This is a genomic window from uncultured Pseudokineococcus sp. (genome assembly GCF_947495735.1).
Taxonomy (GTDB): Bacteria; Actinomycetota; Actinomycetes; order Actinomycetales; family Quadrisphaeraceae; genus Pseudokineococcus.
The window spans coordinates 425,639-445,695 of record NZ_CANMAA010000003.1; the positions used below are offsets into that span (position 1 = coordinate 425,639).

Consider the following 20,057-nt stretch of genomic DNA (forward strand, 5'->3'; position numbering starts at 1 on the left):
GGGCTCGGCGCGCGCGGGGGCGTCCGCGCCGGGTCCGGTCGTCGCCGGCCTCGCCCGGAGAGGGCGGTGCGCGTCAGGCGAAGGGCAGCAGCGTCTGCCAGTAGTCCCAGAAGCGGACGCCGACGAGCGCGACGACGACCGCGAGGGAGACGGCGATGAGCGGCACGCGCAGGTCGACGACGGCGGTGGCGAGCCCGCGGGGGGCCGGCAGCGCGCCCTGCTCGAGCGAGCGGGCCGTCGTCGTCCAGAAGAGCGCGATCATCACCGCCCACACGACCATGCAGTAGGGGCACAGCGCGCCGACGACGTAGAGGCTCTGGCTGATCAGCCAGACGACGAACGCGGTGCCCGCCGTCACCCCGACCTGGACCCCCACCTGGACCCAGCGCGCCAGGCGGGCCCCGCTGAGCAGCACGACGCCGAGCGTCGTGAGGACCGCGAAGCACGCGACGCCGATGATCGGGTTGGGGAAGCCGAGCAGCGCCGCCTGCTCGGTCTGCATGACGCTGCCGCAGGACAGGATCGGGTTGATGCTGCAGGTGGGCACGTAGCTCGGGTCGAGCGCCAGCTCGAAGCGCTCGACCGTGAGCACGAACGCGGCGACGAAGCCGAGCAGGCCGGTGACGAGCATCCACGCGCCGAAGCGCCGGTCGCCGATCACGGGCGGGGCGTCGTGCTCCTCGCCGAGCAGGGCGTCGTCGTCCGCCGCGTCGACGCCGTCCGGCTCCTCGCGGGTGCTCCGCTGGTCGAGATGTGCCACGTCGCGAGGGTAGGTCGCCGCCCCTGGGAGCCAGCCGTGAACCGGGCGCACGCCCCCTGGGAACCGCACGGCGAGCGCACCCTCGGGACGGAGGTCCCGGGACCCAGGTCCCGGGACCCGAGCCGGCCGGGCGAGCCGGCGACGACCCGCCCTCGTCAGCGGCCGTGCCGAGGGCGCAGCGCGAGCGCCACCAGGGCGGCGGCGGCGAGGACGACGGCGGCGCCGATGGCCGCGGTCGCGTCGACGCCGGCGGCGAAGGCGTCCTGCGCGGACGCGAGCAGCGCCGCGCCGTCCGCCCCGCCGAGCGCGCCCGCCGCCTCGACGGCGCCGCCGAGCGTCTGGGTCGCCGCGTCGGCGGCGTCGGCGTCGGCGCTGGCCGGCACCTCGAGCGACGCCCGGTAGACGGCGCCCAGCACGCTGCCCAGGACGGCCGTGCCGAGCACCGCGCCGAGCTCGTACGCCGTCTCGGACACGGCCGAGGCGGCGCCCGTCCGGTCGGCCGGCGCCGAGGTGAGGATAGCGTCGTTCGTCAGCGTCTCCGCCAGGCCGACGCCCGCGCCGACCAGCACGGACGCCGCGACGAGCAGCCCGGCCTCCGGGCCGCCGCCCAGCTGGGTGGCGACGCCGTAGCCGACGGCGGACGTCGCGAGCCCGACCGGCACGAGGACGTGCAGCGGCCAGCGGCGGGACAGCCGCACCGCGAGCAGCCCGGTGACGATCGTGGCGGCCATGCTCGGCAGCAGGTGCAGCGCCGCGACCAGCGGCGACAGCCCGACGACGAGCTGCAGGTACTGCGAGGTGAAGAACAGCAGGCCCGCAAAGGCGAAGATCCCCATGAGGTTCGCCGCCACCGAGGCGCTGAAGACCGGTGCGCGGAAGAGCGACAGGTCCAGCAGGGGGCGGGCGCGCCCCAGCTGGCGCCGCACGAAGGCGACGCCGCTCACCACGGCGACGACCGCGGAGGCCACCGCCACGGGCGAGACGCCGTGCTCGGCGGCGGTCTTGATGGCGTAGACGAAGGGGACCATCGTCGTCAGGGACAGGACGACGGACAGCAGGTCCACCGGGCCCGGCGCGCTCTCGCGGGACTCGGGCAGCACCCGCGGCCCGACGAGCAGGATCAGCGCGGACACGGGGACGGCCACGAGGAAGGCCGAGCCCCACCAGAAACGCTCGAGCAGGACGCCGCCGAGGATCGGCCCGAGCGCCGCGCCGGCGGAGAAGCCCGTGGCCCAGATCGCCACCGCGAGGCGGCGCTGGCCGGCGTCGGGGAAGACCGAGCGCAGCAGCGCCAGCGTCGGCGGCATGAGCATGGCGCCGAAGACGCCGAGCACCGCACGGGCCGCGATCAGCGCACCCGCCGTCGGCGCGAGAGCCGCCACGGCCGACACCAGGCCGAAGCCCGCGGTGCCGACGAGCAGCAGCCGACGGCGGCCGATCCGGTCGCCGAGGAAGCCCATCGCCACGAGCAGGCCGGCCAGCACGAGCGGGTAGACGTCGACGACCCACAGCAGCTGGGTCGCCGTCGGCCGCAGCGAGGTGCTGATGGTCGGCAGGGCGAAGGACAGGATCGTCCCGTTCGCCGCCACGAGCAGGGTCGGCAGCACGAGCACGGCGAGCCCGGCCCACTGCCGCGCGGTCACCCGAGGGGGCGCCGCCGGGGCGGTCTCGTCGGGGGCGCGGGTGGGGGTCGCGGTGCTCATGGCCGTCCTTCGTCGTCGTCGCGCCCCAGTGGGCGCGACGACGGTAACTGTACCGTCTGGACGGTCTATTCCTCGGCGACGTCGGGCGACCGCTGACTACGCTGACCGGATGACGGCACGGGACCGCGTCCTCGACGCCTACGAGTCCCTGCTCATCGAGGCGGGCCCGGCGGCCGCGACGCTCGACGCGGTGTCCTCGGCCGCCCAGGTCTCCAAGGGCGGGCTGCTCTACCACTTCCCCAGCAAGGAGGCCCTGGTCACCGGGCTGCTGGAGCGGCTGCGCCAGCGGGGCCTCGAGGACGCCGCGCAGATGCGCGCGGCGCCGGACGGCGCCGTCGCCACCTGGCTGCGCGGGTCCGCTCCCCCGCTCGGCGGCGCCAGCGGCCTGTCCCGGACCTACGTCGCCGCGCTGCGCGTCGCCGGCGGGGACGAGGCGTCCGAGCTGGCCCGCGCCGTCTTCGCCGAGATCGACGAGGGCTGGTTCGCCGCCCTGCGCGACGAGCTCGGCGACCCGGCGCGGGCGCGCCTGGTGCAGCTCGTCGGCGACGGCCTCTACCTCGCGGCGCTCACGGGCGCCGAGGACGCCGGCCCGGTGCCCGTCGACGACCTGCTCGCCGCGCTCGCGCCCGTCCTCGAGCGCCCGATGCCGTCGTCTGGCGACGTCTCCGCCGAGGGCTAGACGCTCGAAGACCGCCCTCGACGCGGGACGCGTCCTAGCGTGGCCGCATGAGCAGCGGGGGCGCGGAGGTCCGGGACGTCGAGCACGAGCTGACGCTGCCCGAGGAGCTGCTGCTGCTCGTCTACGACGACGAGAAGGGCAGCACGTGGAGCACGACGCTGGACGTCGGGCTCGGCGGCGCCGTCCAGGTGGACCTGTCGCTGCGGGGGCGCGTCGACGTGCGCGACGGCGACCTCGTCGTCCTCGACGCGACGCCGACGGGCGAGCCCGTCCTCGACGCGGCCCTGGCCGAGGTCGCGGCGGGGGCGCGGCCGAAGCCGCCGAAGCGGTGGCTGACGGCGCTCGGGAAGGACGCGCGGGCGGCCTCGCTGGAGCGGCTCGTCGAGCGCGGCGTCCTGCGGCGCGAGGAGGGCAGGGTCCTCGGCCTCTTCCCGCGCACCCGCTACCCCGAGGCCGACGGCGGCCCGGAGGCCCGCGTGCGGCAGCGGCTGCACGACGCCGTCGTCGTCGGCACGACGCCGGACGCGCGCACCGCCGCACTGGCCTCGCTGGTGCGGGCCCTGCGCCTGCGCGGCGAGGTCTTCCGCGGCGAGGACCGGCGGGCGACCGACCGCCGGCTCGAGGAGCTGTCCGAGGGCGAGTGGGCGGGCGCCGCGGTCAAGCGCGCGCTCGACGAGATCATGGCGGCGGCGACCACGGTGGTCATCACGACGGGCGCCGCGTCGTCCGGCTGACCCGGGCGCCTCCGCCGCGGGGCGTGGCGCCTGGTGCTGTCAGAACGCGTAGCGCACGGTGAGCCACGGCGTCCGCTCGGCCACGAGGTCGAGCAGGCGCTGCAGCCACACCTTCTTCCAGGCCGCGCGGTAGCGGACGTTCTCCATGCCGTTCTGCGAGCGCTTGGACTCCTGGATGTCGGGGCGCCAGATCGCCTCCTCGCCCTTCGGGTGCCAGCCGAGGTTCACCTCGTGCAGCCCGGCGTTGTGGGTCAGGAGGATCACCTCGGCCTGCGCCTGCGCCTTGGCGGCGGGCGACAGGACGTCGTCGAGCTCGTCGAGCAGCTCGGCCCACTCCTCCAGCCAGCCCTCGTGGACGACGACGGGCGAGAGGTTGAGGTGCACCTCGTACCCGGCCGCGACGAAGTCGTCCACGGCCGCGAAGCGCTGGCTCACGGGAGAGGTGCGCACGTCGAGCAGCTTCGCCATCCGGTGCGGCATCACCGAGAAGCGCACGCGGGTGCGCCCCTGCGGGTCGTAGCCGAGGAGGTCGCGGTTGACCTGCTTGGTGGCGAAGGAGGCCTTGGCGGTCGGCATCGCGCGGAAGGCCGTGACGAGGTCGCGCACGTTGTCGCTGACGACGGCGTCGACCGAGGCGTCGCTGTTCTCGCCGATGTCGTAGACCCACGCCGCCGGGTCGCACTGGTCGGGCTCGGGCTTGAGGCCCTGGCGGGCGACGTGGCGCTGGAGGTAGCCGACGACCTGGTCGATGTTCGCGTAGACGGTGATGGGGTTGGCGTAGCCCTTGTGCCGCGGCACGTAGCAGTACGCGCACGCCATGGCGCAGCCGTTGGCCGTCGACGGCGCGATCCAGTTGGCCGACCGCTCGTTGCGCCGGGCCGTGAGCGTCTTGCGGACGCCGAGCGCCAGCACCTCGGTCTTCACCCGGACCCACCGGTCGACGGACGCCGCGTCGTCGTGCAGGCCCTGGACGCGCTGGGCGGACGGCACCTCGACCACCTCGGCGCCCGGCCACCGGGCGACCACCTGCCGGCCGCGCTCGAGCTCCAGCGCAGCCGGCTCCGCGTAGATGGTGCGGACGTCGAGCAGCTGCCCTGGCGCCCTCGTCCGGGCGACGGGCGCCTCGTCGGCGGCGGGGGTGCTCACCCGCCCATGGTCTCCTCCCGCCGTCCGCGCCCGGCAGCCGCCCGCCCGGACGGCGAGAGGCTGCGACATCGCCCCAGGGACGCCCCCGGACGGAGGAGGGCGACGAGGCCCGGGTGGGGGAGGAGCGCGGCGTCAGCGGCTGGGACGACGGCGGCGGGCGCCCACGAGGTGGTCGAGGCTCGCGCGCCCCGGGCCGGCACCGAGGAGGGCGAGGGCGACGGCGGCGATGACGCCGACGAGCTCCCAGCCGCCGCCGTCGACGAAGACGCCGCTGCCGCGGTGCACGAGCCAGTACGCGGCGGCCATGTCCACGAGGACGAGCGCGGAAGCCACGACCGTGGCGGCGCCCAGGACCAGCAGCACGCCGGTGACGAGCTCGAGGACGGCGAGCACGACCGCCGCGACCTCGGGCGCGGGGACGCCCAGCGACGCCATGAAGCCGGCCGTGCCGGAGACCCCCTGGACGGCGAGCTTGTCCCAGCCGTGGGCGACGAGGACCACCCCGACGAGGACGCGGGCGAGGAGCAGGGCGATGTCGCGGACGGGCTCGGGCACGGTCGGCCTCCGGGGTCGGCGGTGCGAGCGCACGCCGGTGCGTGAGCCCTCAAGGAGTCCGGAGCCTACCGCGACGCCCGGCGGGGGCAGGGGCGACGCCCGCGGGTGCGGACCCACGGCGCGCTCCTCCGCGTCGTGGGTCCGCCCGCCTCTCAGGACAGGTGCTCGCCCGCCCACGCGACCATCGCGTCGCGCAGGAAGCCCGCGAGCCCGGGCTCGACGCCGTCGTAGAACGCCCGGTAGCGCTCGTCCTCGACGTACAGGTCACCGAGCCCGGTGTAGCCGGCGCGGCCCGGCGTCCAGTGCTGGGCGACGGAGGCGTGGTGCTCCGCGACGAGCGCCTGCACCGCCCCGTCCCCCGGCTCCGCGCCCGCGCGCACCCGCTCGGCGAGGCGCTCCGCGAGCTCCCGGTGCTCCTGCCCCGCGCGCTCCAGGTCTGCCCGCGACCAGTCGCCGGTCCGCTCGGCCGCCTCGGCGAACGCCCCGCGCACGCCCTCGCCGTAGCGGTCCACGAGCTGCTCCTGCAGCTGCGCGCGGTCGCGCGCCAGCCCCTCGAAGAACTCCGTCTCGGTCATCTCGCCCTCTCCCTCCAGGTGGGCCGCGGTGCGGCGGGCGGTGGCGGCGAGCCGGGCGAGCCGGCTGCCCTCGGCCTCGAGCCGGTCGGCGTGCTCGCGCAGGGCCGCGACCTCGTCGCGCTCCCCCGCCAGCACCTCCCCGACCAGACCGAGGGGCACGCCCAGCTCCCGGAGCACGAGGATCCGCTGCAGCCGCAGCAGGTGCTCCCGCTCGTAGAGCCGCACGCCCCCGGGACCCGTCCCGGCCGGCACGAGCAGCCCGACGGCGTCGTAGTGCCGCAGCGTGCGCGCCGTCGTCCCCGACATCCGCGCCACCTCAGCCGTCGTCCACGCCACCGCGCGCCCCTTCCGTCCACCGCTCCCGCGGCGCCGTCGGGACCTCCCCGACCGGCTCGCTCGACGCTAGGGACTGACGCTGCGTCAACCGCAAGCGTCGACCCGTGCCCTGCGAGCGCGCCGATGACCGGCGAGCCGGTACGTCATCGCCGCACGCCGCCCCGGTGACGCCCACGAGGCGGGCGAGTCGCCGCGCCTCACGCCCCCGCGACCCGGTGAGCGCCCACGAGGCGGACGGGTCGGCCCGTCACGAGGCACCCGCCCCAGGTGACGCCCACGAGGCGGGCGGGTCGGCCGGTCGCGGGGCACGTGAGCCGAGCAGCGAGGTCGGGGCGCGAGCCCCGACCGAGCGCGTAGGCAGTGCCCCGCGACCGGCCGACCCGCCCGCCCCCCGACCACAGGCGACCGACCCGACCCCGACCGCTGACCGCGAGCGAACGCCTCAGGGCCGGGGCAGCAGCTCCGCTGGCGCGCCGAGGACGTCGAGCACCCAGGCGTACTCGAGGGCGCGCTCCTCCCAGCTCTTGTAGCGACCGGAGGCGCCGCCGTGGCCGCCGTCCATCTCGGTGCGCAGCAGCACCGGGCGGCTGCCCGTCCCGAGCTCGCGCAGGCGGGCGACCCACTTGGCGGGCTCGACGTACAGCACGCGCGTGTCGTTCAGGCTCGTCATGGCGAGGACCGCGGGGTGGTCGACGGCCGCGACGTTCTCGTACGGCGAGTACGCCTTCATGTACGCGTAGACCTCGGGGTCCTCGAGCGGGTTGCCCCACTCGTCCCACTCGGTGACCGTCAGCGGCAGCGAGGGGTCGAGGATAGAGGTCAGCGGGTCCACGAAGGGCACCTGGGCCAGCACGCCGGCGAAGGCCTGCGGCGCCAGGTTGAGGGCGGCGCCCATGAGCAGCCCGCCCGCGGAGCCGCCCATGGCGACGGTGCGCTCCGGCGTCGTCCAGCCCTGCTCGACGAGCGCCGCGGCCGAGGCCACGAAGTCGGTGAAGGTGTTGGCCTTGGTCAGCTTCTTGCCGTCGTCGTACCAGTGCCGGCCCAGCTCGCCGCCGCCGCGCACGTGCGCCACGGCGAAGACGACGCCGCGGTCGAGCAGCGACAGCCGCGAGATGGAGAAGGACGGGTCCATGCTCGCCTCGTAGGAGCCGTAGCCGTAGACCACCGACGGCGCGGGCTCGCCGGCCTCGACGGCGGCGGCGACGTCGCGCCGGGCCACCACCGAGACGGGCACGCGGACGCCGTCGGGCGCCGTCGCCCAGGTGCGGCGCTGCACGTAGTCGCCGGAGTCGTACCCGCCGAGCACGGGCGTCTCGCGGCGCAGCGTCTGCTCGCCGGTGGCGACGTCGAGGTCCAGGACCCGCGGCGGGGTCACGAAGGACGTGCGCACGAAGCGCAGCAGCGGCTGGTCGAAGCCGCGGTTGCCGCCGAGGCCGACGCTGAAGAGCTCCTCGTCGACCTCGACCTCCTGCGGCGCGCCGATCGCCTCGGCGGTCAGCGGGGCCACAGCCAGGCGGGGCAGGACGTCGCGGCGGTAGGCCAGGGCGACGAAGCCCGCGAAGGGGGCCACGCCCTCGAGCCGGGTGCCGGGGACGTGCGGCAGCACCGTCTCCCAGTGCTCCGGCGCCGGGTCGTCGACGTCGACGACGGAGAGCTGGAAGTCCTCCGCCCCGCCGTCGTTGTGGAGCACGAGGAAGCGGTCGCGCACGGAGCCGTCCGGCTGGGGCAGCACGACGTGCTCGACGTCGTACTCCAGGCCCTCGCGGCGGGGCGCCACGACGCGCAGCCCCGCGTCGGGGTCGGTGGTGTCGAGGACGTGCGTCTCGCTCGTCGTCTTCGCGGCGCTCTCGACGACGAGGTAGCGGCGGCTCCGGGTGCGCCCGACGCCCACCCAGAAGCGCTCGTCGTCCTCGCGGTAGAGGACGTCGTCCTCGGCGGCGGGCGTGCCGACGCGGTGGCGGCGGACCTCGTGGGGGCGCCAGGCCTCGTCGACGACCGTGTAGTGGACGACGGCGGAGTCGGCGGACCAGGTGGCGGAGTAGAAGGTGCCGGGCACCTCGTCGGGCAGGTCCTGGCCCGTCTCGAGGTCGCGCACCCGCAGGGTGAAGCGCTCGTCGCCGGTGGTGTCGCTGGACCAGGCGAGCCTGGTGCCGTCCGGGCTCACCGAGGCGGCGCCGACCGAGAAGAACTCGTGGCCCTCGGCCTCGACGTTGGCGTCGAGCAGCACCTGCTCGCCCGGGAGGGCCCCGTCGGGGCCGGCCGGGGGCGGGTCCCAGCTGCCGGGGGCGTCCGGGTCCTGCACCGGCGCCCGGCAGGAGAGGCCGTACTGCTGCCCCTCGACCGTGCGGCCGTAGTACCACCAGCCGCCCTCGCGGCTGGGCACGGACAGGTCCGTCTCCTGCGTGCGGGCCTTGATCTCGCCGAACACGGCCGCGCGCAGCCCCTCCTGGCCGGCGATCACCGCCTGCGTGTGGGCGTTCTCCGCCTCCAGGTGGGCGCGCACCTGCGGGTCGTCCTTGGCGCGCAGCCACTCGTAGGGGTCCTCCACGACGTCGCCGTGGTGCTCGCGCCGCACCGGTCGCCGCTCGGCGACGGGGGCTGGCACCTGCAGGGGGCCGGGGGTGGGCTGCGCCTCGTCGGCGTCGCTCGTCGCGGAGGGGCTCATGACGGCGACCGTAGGCCGCTCGCCGCGACGGCGTCCCGGCGGGCTCCGCGACGGGTGCCGGCTGCGCGGCGGGGTGCTGCTGGGACGACGGGCTCAGGCGCCCAGGCAGGCCCACACGTGCTTGCGGGAGCCCTCGACGTACCAGCCGCGGTCGTGCGCGAGCAGCGCCACCAGGGGCAGGCCGTGGCCGCCCAGACCGGGCGAGCGGTCGTGCTCCGGCGAGGGGGGCTTGGTGACGTCGGGGTCGGCGACGTCGAGCAGGCACCGGCCGCCGTCGAGCACCACGGTGACCTCCGCGGGCGGGGAGGCGTGCCGCAGGGCGTTGGTGACGAGCTCGCTCAGCAGCAGCGCGAGCGTGTCCGGGAGGCTGATCGCCCCGGCCCACCCCTCACCGGCCGCCGGCATCTCGGAGGCGTGCGAGGCGAGCTCGCGCCGAGCGGTGGTGAGGTCCGAGGAGCTGCGGACGACCCAGGAGAGGAAGGGGGGACCCTCCACGTCGGGGTGCCCCTGGGGCCAGGTGGTGCTGCAGGACACCATCCACCCCACCCTCGACCCCCACGGGTCCTCGACACGTCCGGGCGCGTCGACGCCCGTGCTCGCGAACCACGGTAGGTGCGACGCCCCGTGAGCGCCCGTCCGCACCGCGCCGAGGTCCCTCGGACGGGGCTCAGGCGCCGCTGGCGGCGGTGCCCACGCGCGCGGACGCGGCGTCGACGAGCGCCGCCCAGCGCGGGTCCTCGCGCAGCGGCTGGGCCGCCGCCAGGACGCGGGAGCGCGCGGCGAGCACGAGGCCCAGGTGCTCGGCGTCCGGCCGCACAGCCTCCGCGGCGCGGGCCAGCAGGTCGAGCAGCGCGACGACGACCATAGGGTCGCCGGAGCCGTAGAGCAGGGGCTGGCCGACGACGAGGTCGAGGACCTCCGGCACGCCGTCGCGGCGCAGCACCACCCGGACCTGCCCGTCGTCGTCGCGCAGCAGCGCGTCCCCGACCCCGAGCTCGAGCGCCTCGGCGGTGGCCGCGCGCAGGTGGGTGATGGCGTGGACGGCGGTCGTCGGGTCGTTCAGCGAGGAGGACACCGCGCGCATCGCCACGTCGGCGAGCTGCCGCAGGCCGAACGTGGGGTCCTGGGTCGCCGACCGCTCCTCGCCCACGGCGACCGCCCGCCGCACGTCCCGCTCCAGCGAGGCGTCGTGCGCGCCGGTGCCGCTCGGCGCCTCCCCGGCGCGGGCGCCCGCCGGGGGCGGCTCCCGCGGCACCAGCCGCGCCAGCACGACGCCGGGCACCGCCACGGCGCCGGCGGAGGCGAGGAGGTCGACCACGGCGTCGCGCTCGCGGGCGAGCTCCACCAGCGCCGCGGAGTCGACGTGGGTCACGAAGCCCGTGCGCGTGGAGGTGACGGGGACGCCGTCGGTGCGCCCCTGCAGGTGCGCGGGCACCGGCTCCGCGGGCTGGGTGCGCGCCAGCACGCGGCTGGCCTCCGCGTGGACGTCGACGAGGATCGGCTCGATGCGGATCTTGCGCGACAGGTGGGCCAGGAAGAGCACGAGCGTGATGACGCCCACCAGCGCCAGGACGACCGAGAGGGTCACCGAGAGCCGCGGGACGAACTCGGGGGTCGCGCTGGTCTCCTCGCGCACGGTCCGCAGGACCACCAGCGCGTAGGCGAAGGAGCCCAGGAACACGCCCAGGGTCACCTGCACGGCACGGTCGCTCGCGAAGCTGCGCAGCAGCCGCGGCGAGTACTGGCTGCTCGCGAGCTGCAGGGTGACGACGGTGAGCGAGAAGGTCAGCGAGCTGACCGTCATGAAGGCGCCGGCGACGGTCAGGAGGATGTCGCGGGCCGCCGAGGGCCCGCCCCCGAAGACGACGGTCCGCACGAAGAGGGGCAGGTCCTCGTCGACGGCCTGGTCGAGCAGCGGGAGCAGGACCCCGGCGGTCGTCGCGACGACGACGAACGCGACGGGGAGCGGCCACAGGTCCGCGCGCGCGGCCTCGGAGATCGAGGACGCCCCGCCCGCAGCCCGCGGCCGCCCCCTCATCAGCGCGAGGAGCGGTGGGAGCCCGAGCCGGAGGCGGAGTCGCTGGACCCGCGCCCCTGCTGCCCGGACTGCCCCTCGCCGGACCCCTCGCTGTTCTCCTCGCGCAGGCGACGGCCCTCGTCGATCGTCTCCTGCATCTTCTTGTCCTTCTTGTCGCTCGCGGTGGTGTCCCGCGGCGGCAGCTGGACGTGCTCCTCGGCGGGCATGCCCGCCTGGAGCTCGCGGCCGCGCTCGATCTCGGCGTCGATCTCGGCCCCGAGCAGCAGCGCGATGTTGGTGATCCACAGCCAGAGCAGGAAGATCACCGCGCCGCCGAGGGCGCCGTAGGTGGCGTTGTAGCTGCCGAAGTTCACGACGTAGAGCGCGAAGGCCACCGACGCGAGCAGCCACACGACGATCGCCACGAGGGCGCCCATGCTCATCCAGCGGAACTTCGGCTGCTGGATGTTGGGGGTGGCCCAGTAGAGGACCGCCACGAGCAGCACGACGATGAGCAGCAGCACCGGCCACTTCGCGATCTGCCACACCGTCACGGCCGTGGAGCCGAGGCCCACGACATCGCCGACGGCCTGGGCGACCGGGCCGCTGATGACCAGGATGAGCAGGGAGATCGCGATGAGCACGACGGCGCCGAGGGTCAGCAGGAACTGGATCGGCTTGAGCTTCCAGACCGGTCGGCCCTCGTCGACCTCGTAGATCCGGTTCATGGCGCGCGAGAAGGCGCCCACGTACTTCGACGCCGAGTACAGCGCGCCCAGCAGGCCGACGACCACGCCGAGGCTGGCGCCACCGGTGCTCTGGTTGCTCAGGAAGCTCGTGACGAAGCCGTTGATGCTCTCCGCCATGCCCGGGTCGGGAGCCAGGGTGCTGACGATCTCCGTGATGCCGTCGGAGACCGCCTGGCTCTGGCCGAAGAGGCCGAGCAGGGAGACGATGGCGATGAGCCCCGGGAAGAGCGCGAGGACCGAGAAGTAGACCAGCCCGGCCGCGATGTCCGTGACCTGGTCCTTGGAGAACTCCTTGACGGCCCGCTTGACCATGTACTTCGCGGTGGGCTTCTCGATCTCGTCCGGGCTGTCCGGCTTCCGCGAGTCGTCCGGGTGGGGCGAGTCCTGCGCCCTCGCCTTGGTCTTCGACATGTGCAGGTGTCTCCCGATGTGTGCGTGCCGCGTCGGCCCGGGGCCGTGTCCAGTGGCCCAGCGTGGCGGCAGCCGACCGTCCGCGCGAGGGGAGACGGGCGACCACGGCGGCGGACCTGCGCGACGGGGCTCAAGTCGCGGGTGCGACGTGCCGAGGCATGACCCCGTGAGCGCCCCTGACTTCCCCGCCCCGCAGCCGGTCGCGACCGCCGCCGGCCGGGTCGCGGACCGGCTCCTGTCCTCCGCCCGCGCCCCCTGGCGCACCTGGCGCCGCCGGCAGGCGGTGCTCACGAGCGCGCTGGCGCTCGCGGCGGCGCTGCTGGCGGCCGCCGTGGCCCTCCCGGGCACCTCGGGCGCCCCCCGCGGCGCCGGGGGCGCCGCCGCGGTGGTGCTGGTCCTGCTCGCCGTCGGAGCCGCCCCCCTGCTCCTCCCGGGAGCCCGGGTCGGGCGCGGCCCCGCGGCCTCGGCCGGGGCCGCGGGCCTCGTCCTGGCCGCGCTCGCGCTCGGCGCGCTCGCGGACGGCGCCGCGCCCGCCGCGCTCGGCGTCGTGCTCGCGGGGCTGGTGGCCGTCCTCGTCGTCGCCCACCGGGCTCCCGGCCCGCTGCTGACCGCTGCCGCCACCGCCGCGCTCGGCCCCCAGGTCCTGGCGGCGCTCGGCCTCCCCGGCGCGCCGGGCGGGCTCGCGCCGGTCGCGGGCGCCGTCGGGGCGCTCGCCGCCGCGGTGCTGGTGGCTCGCGCCGCCGCCGCCCGGCGGACGGGGACCGCGACGGGCGGCGCCCCCGGCCCGCGCGGCCCGGAGCTCGTGACCGCGCCCGACCGCGACAGCCTGCGCGACCTGCTGGTGGCGCACCTGCTGGCCCACCCCGGGCAGGGGCTGGCCCTGCTGCTCGTCGGCCTCGTGCCCTCCGAGGGCCGCGACGGCGCGGGCACCTGCGCCGACGAGCTGCTGCGCGCCGTGACCACGCGCACCGCCGGCGCCGTCCGCGACGGCGACGTCGTCGTCCGGCTGCCCGAGGGGGAGCTCGCCGTCCTCGTCACCGGCGGGACGGCCGAGAGCGCCCGCCGGGTGGGCGAGCGCGTCCGCGCCGCCCTGTCCTCCGGCGTCGTCGTGGGGGGCGCGCTCGTGGACCTCGAGACCAGCATCGGCGCCGGCGCCGGCGCGACGACGGCCGCCGCGGCGGACGGCCTCATGGCGGACGACGCCGCGGCCGACCGCCGGGGCGCCCTGGCGGGGGCCGCCCGCTGCGCCGACCGCCTCCTCGCCGAGGTGGACGCCGCCCTCGAGGTGGCCCGCGGGACCGGCACGGGCGTCGCGGTCGTCGACCCCGGGGAGCGCGAGGGCGCTCGTCTCGCCGACCTCGCGCAGCTGCGCGCGGACCTGCAGCGCGCCCTGGCCGACGACGCGGGCTTCCCCTTCCGGCTGTGCTGGCGCCCCCGCTTCGACGTGCGCGGCGGCCGCTGGACGACCGCCACGGCCGAGCTGGAGTGGGCCGGCGCCTCCGGCGCCGGCCGCCCCCCGCAGGAGCTCGCCGCGGGGACGACGATGGCGCCCGACCTCTTCCAGCTGCTCCTGCGCCAGTCGCTGCGCGCGGTGGTCGCGTGGCGCGCCGCCGGCGTGCCCGTCCAGGCCGCCGTCCGCGTGCCCGGCGAGGCGCTGGGCCGGCCCGGGCTCGTGGACCTCGTCACCGGCTCCCTCGCCGAGACCGGTGCGCAGCCCGCCGACCTACGCCTGCTCGTGGAGGACGACGACGTGGCCGCCGACCCCTCCGCCGCCGCCGTCGCCCTGGCCCGCCTCGCCGTCCTCGGGGCCCCGGCCTCCGTGACGGGACTGGGCGCCAACCGCTCCTCCGTCGCCGGGCTGGGGGCCCTGCCCGTGGACGAGGTCGTCGTCGACGCGCGGCTGGTGGCCTCCCTGCGCGCCGGGCACGAGGCGGACGCCCGGCTCGTGCGGGCCGTGGTCGGGCTCGGGCACGGCCTGGGGCTGCGCGTCGTCGCCGCGGGGGTGGACGACGCGGGCGTCCACCGCGCCGCCGTCGCCCTCGGGTGCGACGCGGTCGAGGGCGAGCACGTCGGGGCCCGTGCAGGCTCCTCCGCGGTGGCCGGTCTCGTCCTCGGCGGCCAGGGCGCCGACCTGCTGGCCCCGGCGCGACGTCCGTCGCTGCCCGCGCCCCGCCGCCACCCCGGCGCCTGAGGGCCGAGCGGCGGGAGACCCCGGAGGGGCTCAGTCCTCCACGTCGAAGAAGTCGACCATCGCGGTGATCTCCAGCATCTGCAGCACCGGGCGCGAGGGGCGCAGCAGCCGCACGCGCGCGCCGCGCTCCCGCGCGGCGACCGCGGCGGTGATGAGGCAGTGCAGCCCCATGGAGTCGATGAAGGTCACTCCCGAGGCGTCGACGACCTCGATGTCCCGCAGCTGCGCGGTGAGAGCCGGTCCCGCGCTCTCCACGGCGTGCAGGTCGACCTCCCCCTCCAGGCGCAGCAGCGTCGGGTCGTCCCCGTCGAGGGCCACCGCGCCGTGGTCGGCGGAGGACGCGGGGGCGGTCTCGTCGGGTCGGCTCACGGTCCCATGGTGGCCCGCGAAGCGGTCAGCGCGCACCACGACCACGGGCCGGCGGTCCGGGCCCGCCGCAGCACCAGGGGTTCCGGCGCCTCCACCGGGCCCGGGACGAGCATCGACCCCGGGAGCCGACGGGGGGGACGGCTCGACCGGGGTCGACCCCTGAAGCGTACGCCCGGTGGACGGATGGGCCGCCCACCCGGTCCGTAGGGTGGACGGACGCGGCGCCCCCGTCCCCCGTCCGCCGCCGGCCCCGGAGCCCCCATGCCGCCGCCCGTCCTGCTCCTGCCCGACCCGCTGCCCACCCCGCCGCCGACGTCGTCGCCGACCGTCGTGCCGCAGCTCCTCCCGGTGCAGGACCTCTCCGACCTCTCCCTGCTCGTCGCCGCGGTCGTGGCCGTGGTCGACGTCGTCCTCCGGCTGGTCGCGCTCGCCGTCGTCCCCCAGGACCGCAGGCCCTCGTCGGCGATGGCGTGGCTGCTCCTGATCTTCTTCGTCCCCTCGCTCGGGGTCCTCGCCTTCCTGCTCATCGGCAGCCCGAAGCTGCCGAGGGTGCGGCGGGAGAAGCAGGCGAGCATGAGCCGCCTCATCGAGCAGGAGTCGCGCGGGGCCGAGGACGTCCTCGCGGACCACCCGTGGCCGCCGTGGGTCGAGGGCGTCGCGCGCCTCAACCACGCCCTCGGCGCGATGCCGCTGCTGGCCGGCAACGACGCGCACATCGTCCCGCGCTACGAGGACCAGCTCCGCGAGCTCGCCGAGGGCATCGCCGAGGCGCAGCGGTACGTCCACGTCGAGTTCTACATCCTGTCCTTCGACGACGCGACGGCCCCGGTCTTCGCCGCGATGGAGGACGCCGCCGCCCGGGGCGTCACGGTGCGGGTGCTGCTGGACCACATCGGCTCGTGGCGCTACCCGGGGTACCGGCGCGCCGTCCGAGAGCTCGACCGCCTCGGCGTGCAGTGGCGGCTCATGCTCCCCGTGCAGCCCCTCCGGGGCCGGTACCAGCGCCCCGACCTGCGCAACCACCGCAAGCTCGTCGTCGTCGACGGCGAGACGGCGTTCGTGGGCTCGCTCAACCTCATCGACCGCACGTACGACAAGAGGGCCACGCTGAAGCGGGGCCTGCTCTGGCAGGACATCATCGTCCGCCTGCAGGGGCCCGTCGTGCAGGAGGTCGACGCCCTGTTCGTCACCGACTGGTACAGCGAGACCGACGAGGTCGTCGCCGAGATCCCCGACCAGCTCACCGAGCCCGCCCCGGACCGCGCGCTGCACTGCCAGGTGGTGCCCAGCGGGCCGGGCTTCGAGGGCCAGAACAACCTCAAGCTGTTCAACTCGCTGCTCTACGGGGCGCAGCGCCGCGTCTCGATCACCAGCCCGTACTTCGTCCCGGACGAGTCGCTGCTGACGGCGGTGACGACAGCTGCCGAGCGCGGCGTCGAGGTCGAGCTCTTCGTCGGGGAGATCGGGGACCAGCTCCTGGTCTTCCACGCCCAGCGGTCCTACTACGAGGCCCTGCTGCGGGCGGGCGTGCGGATCTGGCTGTACCCGGCGCCGTACATCCTCCACGCCAAGCACCTGACCGTGGACGACGAGGTGTCCGTCGTGGGCTCGAGCAACCTCGACATCCGCTCCTTCGAGCTCGACCTCGAGCTGACGCTGCTCGTGCTCGGCCGCGACTTCACCACCGAGCTGCGCGCGGTCGAGGACGGCTACCGCGCGCGCAGCACCGAGCTCACGCTCGAGGCGTGGTCCGGCCGCGGCTTCTGGCGGCGCCTCGCCGACGACCTGGCCCGGCTGACGTCCGCCGTCCAGTGACGGCGGACGTCGGCGAGGCGGCGGGCGGCAGCGAGGCGGCGGGCGGCGGGGAGCCGGAGGGCTAGAAGCCGCGCCGGCGAGCCCGGTCGGAGCCCTCCGCGGGCACGAGGACCCACAGCACCGCGTAGACGACGACCTGCGTGCCGGGCAGCAGGATCGAGAGGACGAAGAGCAGGCGCACGAGCGAGACGCTGACGCCGAAGCGGTTCGCGAGAGCGGCGCAGACGCCGGCGACGACGCGGCCGGAGCGGGGACGGACGAGCACGGCGGCCTCCTGGGACCGGGGACGGACGACCGGCCGGCGGCCGGGTCGGCAGCCTCCCAGCCGGGGGACGCCCCCGCGCGCCGAGCGGCGCCTCGACCCCGGGCGTCCGCCGCTCGCCCCCCTCCCTCGGAGTCGACGTGGTCGACGACTCCCCCGAGCGCACCGGCCGAGCCCCGCGGACCTGCGGGGCTCGGCCGGACGAGCCTCAGCCGGCGGGGGTGGGCGCGCCGGTCACCTCGGAGAGGGGCACCGCGCCCTCCGGCGCCTCCACCTGCACGTCCGCTCCCCAGTCGGCGAAGTCGACCGTCGACGTCGAGGACACCTGCTGGCCCTGGCTGCTCGTCTCCACCGCGGTGGCCATGCGCACGGGCAGCCCGTCGGGCCCGACGAAGAGGTCGAACGGGACGGTGGACAGCCCCAGCTGCGCGTACTGCCGGCGCAGCTCCTCGGCGTCAGCCCCCTCCTGCTGCGCCCGCTCGGCCGCCGCCTCGAGGTCGACGACGCCGGCGTAGTGCGTCGTCTCCACCCCGGCGACCTGCTCCTGGCCGACCTCCTGGACGTCGTCGCCGACCTGCTCGAGCAGGGCCAGCTGCTGCGAGGGGTCCGCTCCCCCGAGGGGACCGCTGGCGGCGCCCATCTGCTCGAGCGGGACCTCCACCCACTGGCCGGCGGGCTGCTGGGGCAGGCCGGAGACGTAGGCCGTCCCGTCGACCTGCCGCAGCTCCACGGCGATCTCCCCCTGACCGGGCAGCTCGGAGGTGAGCTGCACCTGCGAGGCGCCCGTGGCGCTGTCGAAGGAGCCCCGGCCCGTGGCCGTCACGACCTGACCGGCCGCGCTCGTCTCCGAGGAGAAGTCGAAGGTGCCGCTGCCGGCCTCGCGACCGGCCGTCAGCGCCTCGGCCACGGCGGCGGCGGCCTCGCTGCTGCCCGGCGCCGGCGCCGCCCCCGACGAGGCGGTCGGCGACGAGGACGCGGTGGGCGACGGCGTCCCGCCGGGCGACGAGGACGAGGCCGGGGCGGGCGCCGTCGCGGGGTCCGCGTCGTCACCGGACCCGCTGCAGCCGGTCAGCGCCAGGGCGCTCGCGGCGAGCAGGGCGGTCCCGCCGCGCAGGGCGCGGGCTGGACGCCGCAGGGCCGCGGCGCTGCAGGCGGACGGACGAGCACGGGCGTCGGTCATGGCGTCTCCTCGTCGGGCTGGACCCCCACCGTCGCACGGGCGGGCGCCGGTCGTCGCGGGACCGGCCCCGGACCAGCCGGTCTGGCGGTCGGGCGGTCGGGCAGCCACGGGATCAGGCCGGGCGCAGCTGCTCGGCCGCGAGCCAGGACTCGACGACGGTGGCCATCTCGCCGTCCCCGAGCGCGTAGACGACGCGCGCGAGCCACCCCGTCGGCGTCAGGCGCCACTCCGCGACGACGCCCGCGAACGGCTCGCCGTCGTCCTCCTCGGCCCCGCCCCCCGCCTCGTCCGCCTCGTCGAGGAGCACCCAGCAGTGGCGGTGGGCCCGTCGCAGCTCCGCCGGGTCGCCCAGATCGGCGGGGTCGTGCCCCTCGCGGTCAGCAGGTCGGCCGCCGCCCCGGGAGACCGCGTCCTCCTCCACCGGCGGCGGCGCGGAGGGGCCGGAGGGCACCCGGTCCGCCGCGGGCCCCGACCGCCCGAGGAGCGCGCTGCCGGCCGCCGTGCGCGCGACCGGCTCCCCGCGCCGCGGGCCGCGCCCCGCCGTCATCCCCCCTGCCACGCCCCCATGGTGCCACGACTCTCGAACACGTGTTCGAGGGATGTGGACGGGCGGCGGCGGGAGCCCCGTCAGAGCGCGCGCGGTCGGTGCGCCTCCACCAGCCGGCTCATCACGGCGTCCATGTGCTCGTCGACGACCTGGCGCGAGGGGTCCGCGTCGTACCACTCGACGACCTCGCGGGCGCCGCGCGAGAAGGGCGTGGTCGCGGCGAACCCGGGCACGAGCCCCTTGAGGACGCTGTTGTCGAACACCATCGAGTGCGCCTTGTCGCCCAGCAGGCCGGCGCCCCACCCGGCGTCCGCGGCGGCGATGGCGTCCGACGGCACGTGCACGATCCGCGGCTCGACGCCGGCGGCCGCGGCGACGGTGCGGAAGATCTGGTCCCAGGTGAGCGCCTCGTCGGAGGTGATGTGCACCGCCTCCCCCAGCGCCCGCTGGTTGCCGAGCAGGCCGGTGAACCCCTGCGCGAAGTCGCGGTGGTGGGTCAGCGTCCACAGCGAGGTGCCGTCGCCGTGGACGACCACCTCCTCCCCGCGGCGCATGCGGTCCACGACCGTCCACCCGCCGTCGAAGGGCAGGAGGGTCTTGTCGTAGGTGTGCGACGGGCGCACCACCGTCACGGGGAAGCCGTCCTCGCGGTAGCGCTGCGTGAGCAGCTCCTCGCACGCGATCTTGTCGCGGCTGTACTGCCAGAACGGGTTCCGCAGCGGCGTCGACTCGACGACGGGCACCCGCAGCGGGGGCGTCTGGTAGGCCGACGCCGAGCTGATGAACACGTACTGGCCGGTGCGCCCGGTGAACAGCTCGAGGTCGGTGCGCACGTGCTCGGGCGTGAAGGCGACCCAGTCGACGACGACGTCGAACTCCTCGTCGCCCAGCGCCTCGCGCACCGAGGCGGCGTCGCGGACGTCGGCCTGCAGCACCCGCACCCCCTCGGGCAGCGGCCGGCTCGACGTCGTGCCGCGGTTGAGGACCGTGAGGTCCAGGCCGCGCTCGACGGCGAGCGCGGAGCAGGCGGAGCTGATGACGCCGCTGCCGCCGATGAACAGGACCTTCAGGGCGCTCATGGCGTCACGGTAGGCCCGTGGCCGCTCGCCTGGACCGGTCGGTCGTCCGCGCGGTCGTCCACCCGCGCGTCCGAGCGACCGCGACGGCCATCACCGGCCCGAGGAGGGCGCCGACCGGCGGGCCCCGCCGACGAGCGGGACGCCGTCCACGCCCGTCACCGCCCCCGCCGGCCCCGTGAGGAGCAGCGGGGGAGGGCGAGGGGCGGGAGGACGTGGACCAGCGGCGCGGGGACGAGGAGGAGGCCGTCGAGGAGCCGCCCGTCACGGCCTCCCGCGGGTGTCGT

Annotated in this window: 18 protein-coding genes; 4 read left to right on the plus strand and 14 right to left on the minus strand. The window is 76.3% G+C overall.

Features of this window, described 5'->3' with window-relative positions; all coding sequences use genetic code 11:
* Positions 1-73: 73 nt before the first annotated feature.
* On the minus strand, positions 74-760 hold the full coding sequence (locus tag Q0848_RS07245) for a vitamin K epoxide reductase family protein (protein WP_299036412.1): 687 nt from the start codon (positions 758-760) through the stop codon (positions 74-76).
* A 155-nt stretch (positions 761-915) separates the two neighbouring features.
* The gene (locus Q0848_RS07250; RefSeq protein ID WP_299036413.1) at positions 916-2,463 is read right to left on the minus strand and encodes an MFS transporter; all 1,548 of its coding nucleotides are present in this window, start codon (positions 2,461-2,463) and stop codon (positions 916-918) included.
* 109 nt (positions 2,464-2,572) lie between these two features.
* Between Q0848_RS07250 and Q0848_RS07255 the strand changes: the two genes are divergently transcribed.
* A complete protein-coding gene (locus tag Q0848_RS07255) occupies positions 2,573-3,142 on the plus strand; it encodes a TetR/AcrR family transcriptional regulator (RefSeq protein ID WP_299036414.1) in 570 nt (189 codons plus the stop codon).
* A 47-nt stretch (positions 3,143-3,189) separates the two neighbouring features.
* Positions 3,190-3,876 carry a GPP34 family phosphoprotein gene (locus tag Q0848_RS07260; RefSeq protein WP_299036415.1) on the plus strand — a complete coding sequence of 229 codons (687 nt, stop codon included), beginning with the start codon at positions 3,190-3,192 and terminating at the stop codon, positions 3,874-3,876.
* A 39-nt stretch (positions 3,877-3,915) separates the two neighbouring features.
* Here the strand turns inward: Q0848_RS07260 and Q0848_RS07265 are convergent, their stop codons facing one another.
* The 7 genes from Q0848_RS07265 to Q0848_RS07295 all read right to left on the minus strand — a co-directional run bounded on the left by Q0848_RS07265 (position 3,916) and on the right by Q0848_RS07295 (position 12,330).
* Positions 3,916-5,022: a spore photoproduct lyase family protein gene (locus tag Q0848_RS07265; protein WP_299036416.1), complete on the minus strand. Its 1,107-nt coding sequence runs from the start codon at positions 5,020-5,022 to the stop codon at positions 3,916-3,918.
* A gap of 132 nt (positions 5,023-5,154) precedes the next feature.
* On the minus strand, positions 5,155-5,577 hold the full coding sequence (locus tag Q0848_RS07270) for a DoxX family protein (RefSeq protein WP_299036417.1): 423 nt from the start codon (positions 5,575-5,577) through the stop codon (positions 5,155-5,157).
* Between the two features lie 152 nt (positions 5,578-5,729).
* On the minus strand, positions 5,730-6,488 hold the full coding sequence (locus tag Q0848_RS07275; RefSeq protein ID WP_299036418.1) for a MerR family transcriptional regulator: 759 nt from the start codon (positions 6,486-6,488) through the stop codon (positions 5,730-5,732).
* Positions 6,489-6,930: 442 nt separating this feature from the next.
* Entirely contained in the window at positions 6,931-9,153 is a 2,223-nt protein-coding gene (locus Q0848_RS07280; RefSeq protein WP_299036419.1) for a S9 family peptidase, read from the minus strand.
* Positions 9,154-9,246: 93 nt separating this feature from the next.
* Positions 9,247-9,690, minus strand: coding sequence for an ATP-binding protein (locus tag Q0848_RS07285; RefSeq protein WP_299036420.1), 444 nt, complete (start codon positions 9,688-9,690; stop codon positions 9,247-9,249).
* A gap of 130 nt (positions 9,691-9,820) precedes the next feature.
* Positions 9,821-11,191, minus strand: a complete 1,371-nt coding sequence (locus Q0848_RS07290; protein ID WP_299036421.1) for a DUF2254 domain-containing protein — start codon at positions 11,189-11,191, stop codon at positions 9,821-9,823.
* On the minus strand, positions 11,191-12,330 hold the full coding sequence (locus tag Q0848_RS07295) for a YihY/virulence factor BrkB family protein (protein ID WP_299036422.1): 1,140 nt from the start codon (positions 12,328-12,330) through the stop codon (positions 11,191-11,193). Before Q0848_RS07295 ends, Q0848_RS07290 begins: the two co-directional genes overlap by 1 nt.
* A 166-nt stretch (positions 12,331-12,496) precedes the next feature.
* On the opposite strand from Q0848_RS07295, the gene Q0848_RS07300 reads away from it, so the two are divergent.
* A complete protein-coding gene (locus Q0848_RS07300) occupies positions 12,497-14,521 on the plus strand; it encodes an EAL domain-containing protein (protein WP_299036423.1) in 2,025 nt (674 codons plus the stop codon).
* A 30-nt stretch (positions 14,522-14,551) separates the two neighbouring features.
* Here the strand turns inward: Q0848_RS07300 and Q0848_RS07305 are convergent, their stop codons facing one another.
* Positions 14,552-14,890, minus strand: a complete 339-nt coding sequence (locus tag Q0848_RS07305; RefSeq protein WP_299036424.1) for an STAS domain-containing protein — start codon at positions 14,888-14,890, stop codon at positions 14,552-14,554.
* A 261-nt stretch (positions 14,891-15,151) separates the two neighbouring features.
* On the opposite strand from Q0848_RS07305, the gene cls reads away from it, so the two are divergent.
* Positions 15,152-16,705, plus strand: a complete 1,554-nt coding sequence (cls, locus tag Q0848_RS07310; RefSeq protein ID WP_299036425.1) for a cardiolipin synthase — start codon at positions 15,152-15,154, stop codon at positions 16,703-16,705.
* Between the two features lie 61 nt (positions 16,706-16,766).
* On the opposite strand, the gene Q0848_RS07315 is transcribed toward cls, so the two are convergent.
* From Q0848_RS07315 to Q0848_RS07330, 4 genes are all read right to left on the minus strand, one after another.
* Positions 16,767-16,970, minus strand: coding sequence for a PspC domain-containing protein (locus Q0848_RS07315; protein WP_299036426.1), 204 nt, complete (start codon positions 16,968-16,970; stop codon positions 16,767-16,769).
* Positions 16,971-17,175: 205 nt separating this feature from the next.
* Positions 17,176-18,147, minus strand: coding sequence for a hypothetical protein (locus tag Q0848_RS07320; protein ID WP_299036427.1), 972 nt, complete (start codon positions 18,145-18,147; stop codon positions 17,176-17,178).
* Between the two features lie 112 nt (positions 18,148-18,259).
* Positions 18,260-18,706 (minus strand): hypothetical protein, encoded by a 447-nt coding sequence (locus tag Q0848_RS07325; protein ID WP_299036428.1) that lies wholly within the window; start codon positions 18,704-18,706, stop codon positions 18,260-18,262.
* 68 nt (positions 18,707-18,774) lie between these two features.
* Positions 18,775-19,773 carry an SDR family oxidoreductase gene (locus Q0848_RS07330; protein ID WP_299036429.1) on the minus strand — a complete coding sequence of 333 codons (999 nt, stop codon included), beginning with the start codon at positions 19,771-19,773 and terminating at the stop codon, positions 18,775-18,777.
* Positions 19,774-20,057: the final 284 nt, after the last annotated feature.

Coding starts and splice junctions, on each gene's coding strand:
- Q0848_RS07250 (WP_299036413.1), bottom strand. CDS start 2,463: ATGAGCACCGCGACCCCCACCCGCGCCCCCGACGAGACCGCCCCGGCG.
- Q0848_RS07255 (WP_299036414.1), top strand. CDS start 2,573: ATGACGGCACGGGACCGCGTCCTCGACGCCTACGAGTCCCTGCTCATC.
- Q0848_RS07260 (WP_299036415.1), top strand. CDS start 3,190: ATGAGCAGCGGGGGCGCGGAGGTCCGGGACGTCGAGCACGAGCTGACG.
- Q0848_RS07280 (WP_299036419.1), bottom strand. CDS start 9,153: ATGAGCCCCTCCGCGACGAGCGACGCCGACGAGGCGCAGCCCACCCCC.
- Q0848_RS07285 (WP_299036420.1), bottom strand. CDS start 9,690: ATGGTGTCCTGCAGCACCACCTGGCCCCAGGGGCACCCCGACGTGGAG.
- Q0848_RS07290 (WP_299036421.1), bottom strand. CDS start 11,191: ATGAGGGGGCGGCCGCGGGCTGCGGGCGGGGCGTCCTCGATCTCCGAG.
- Q0848_RS07295 (WP_299036422.1), bottom strand. CDS start 12,330: ATGTCGAAGACCAAGGCGAGGGCGCAGGACTCGCCCCACCCGGACGAC.
- cls (WP_299036425.1), top strand. CDS start 15,152: ATGCCGCCGCCCGTCCTGCTCCTGCCCGACCCGCTGCCCACCCCGCCG.
- Q0848_RS07320 (WP_299036427.1), bottom strand. CDS start 18,147: ATGACCGACGCCCGTGCTCGTCCGTCCGCCTGCAGCGCCGCGGCCCTG.
- Q0848_RS07330 (WP_299036429.1), bottom strand. CDS start 19,773: ATGAGCGCCCTGAAGGTCCTGTTCATCGGCGGCAGCGGCGTCATCAGC.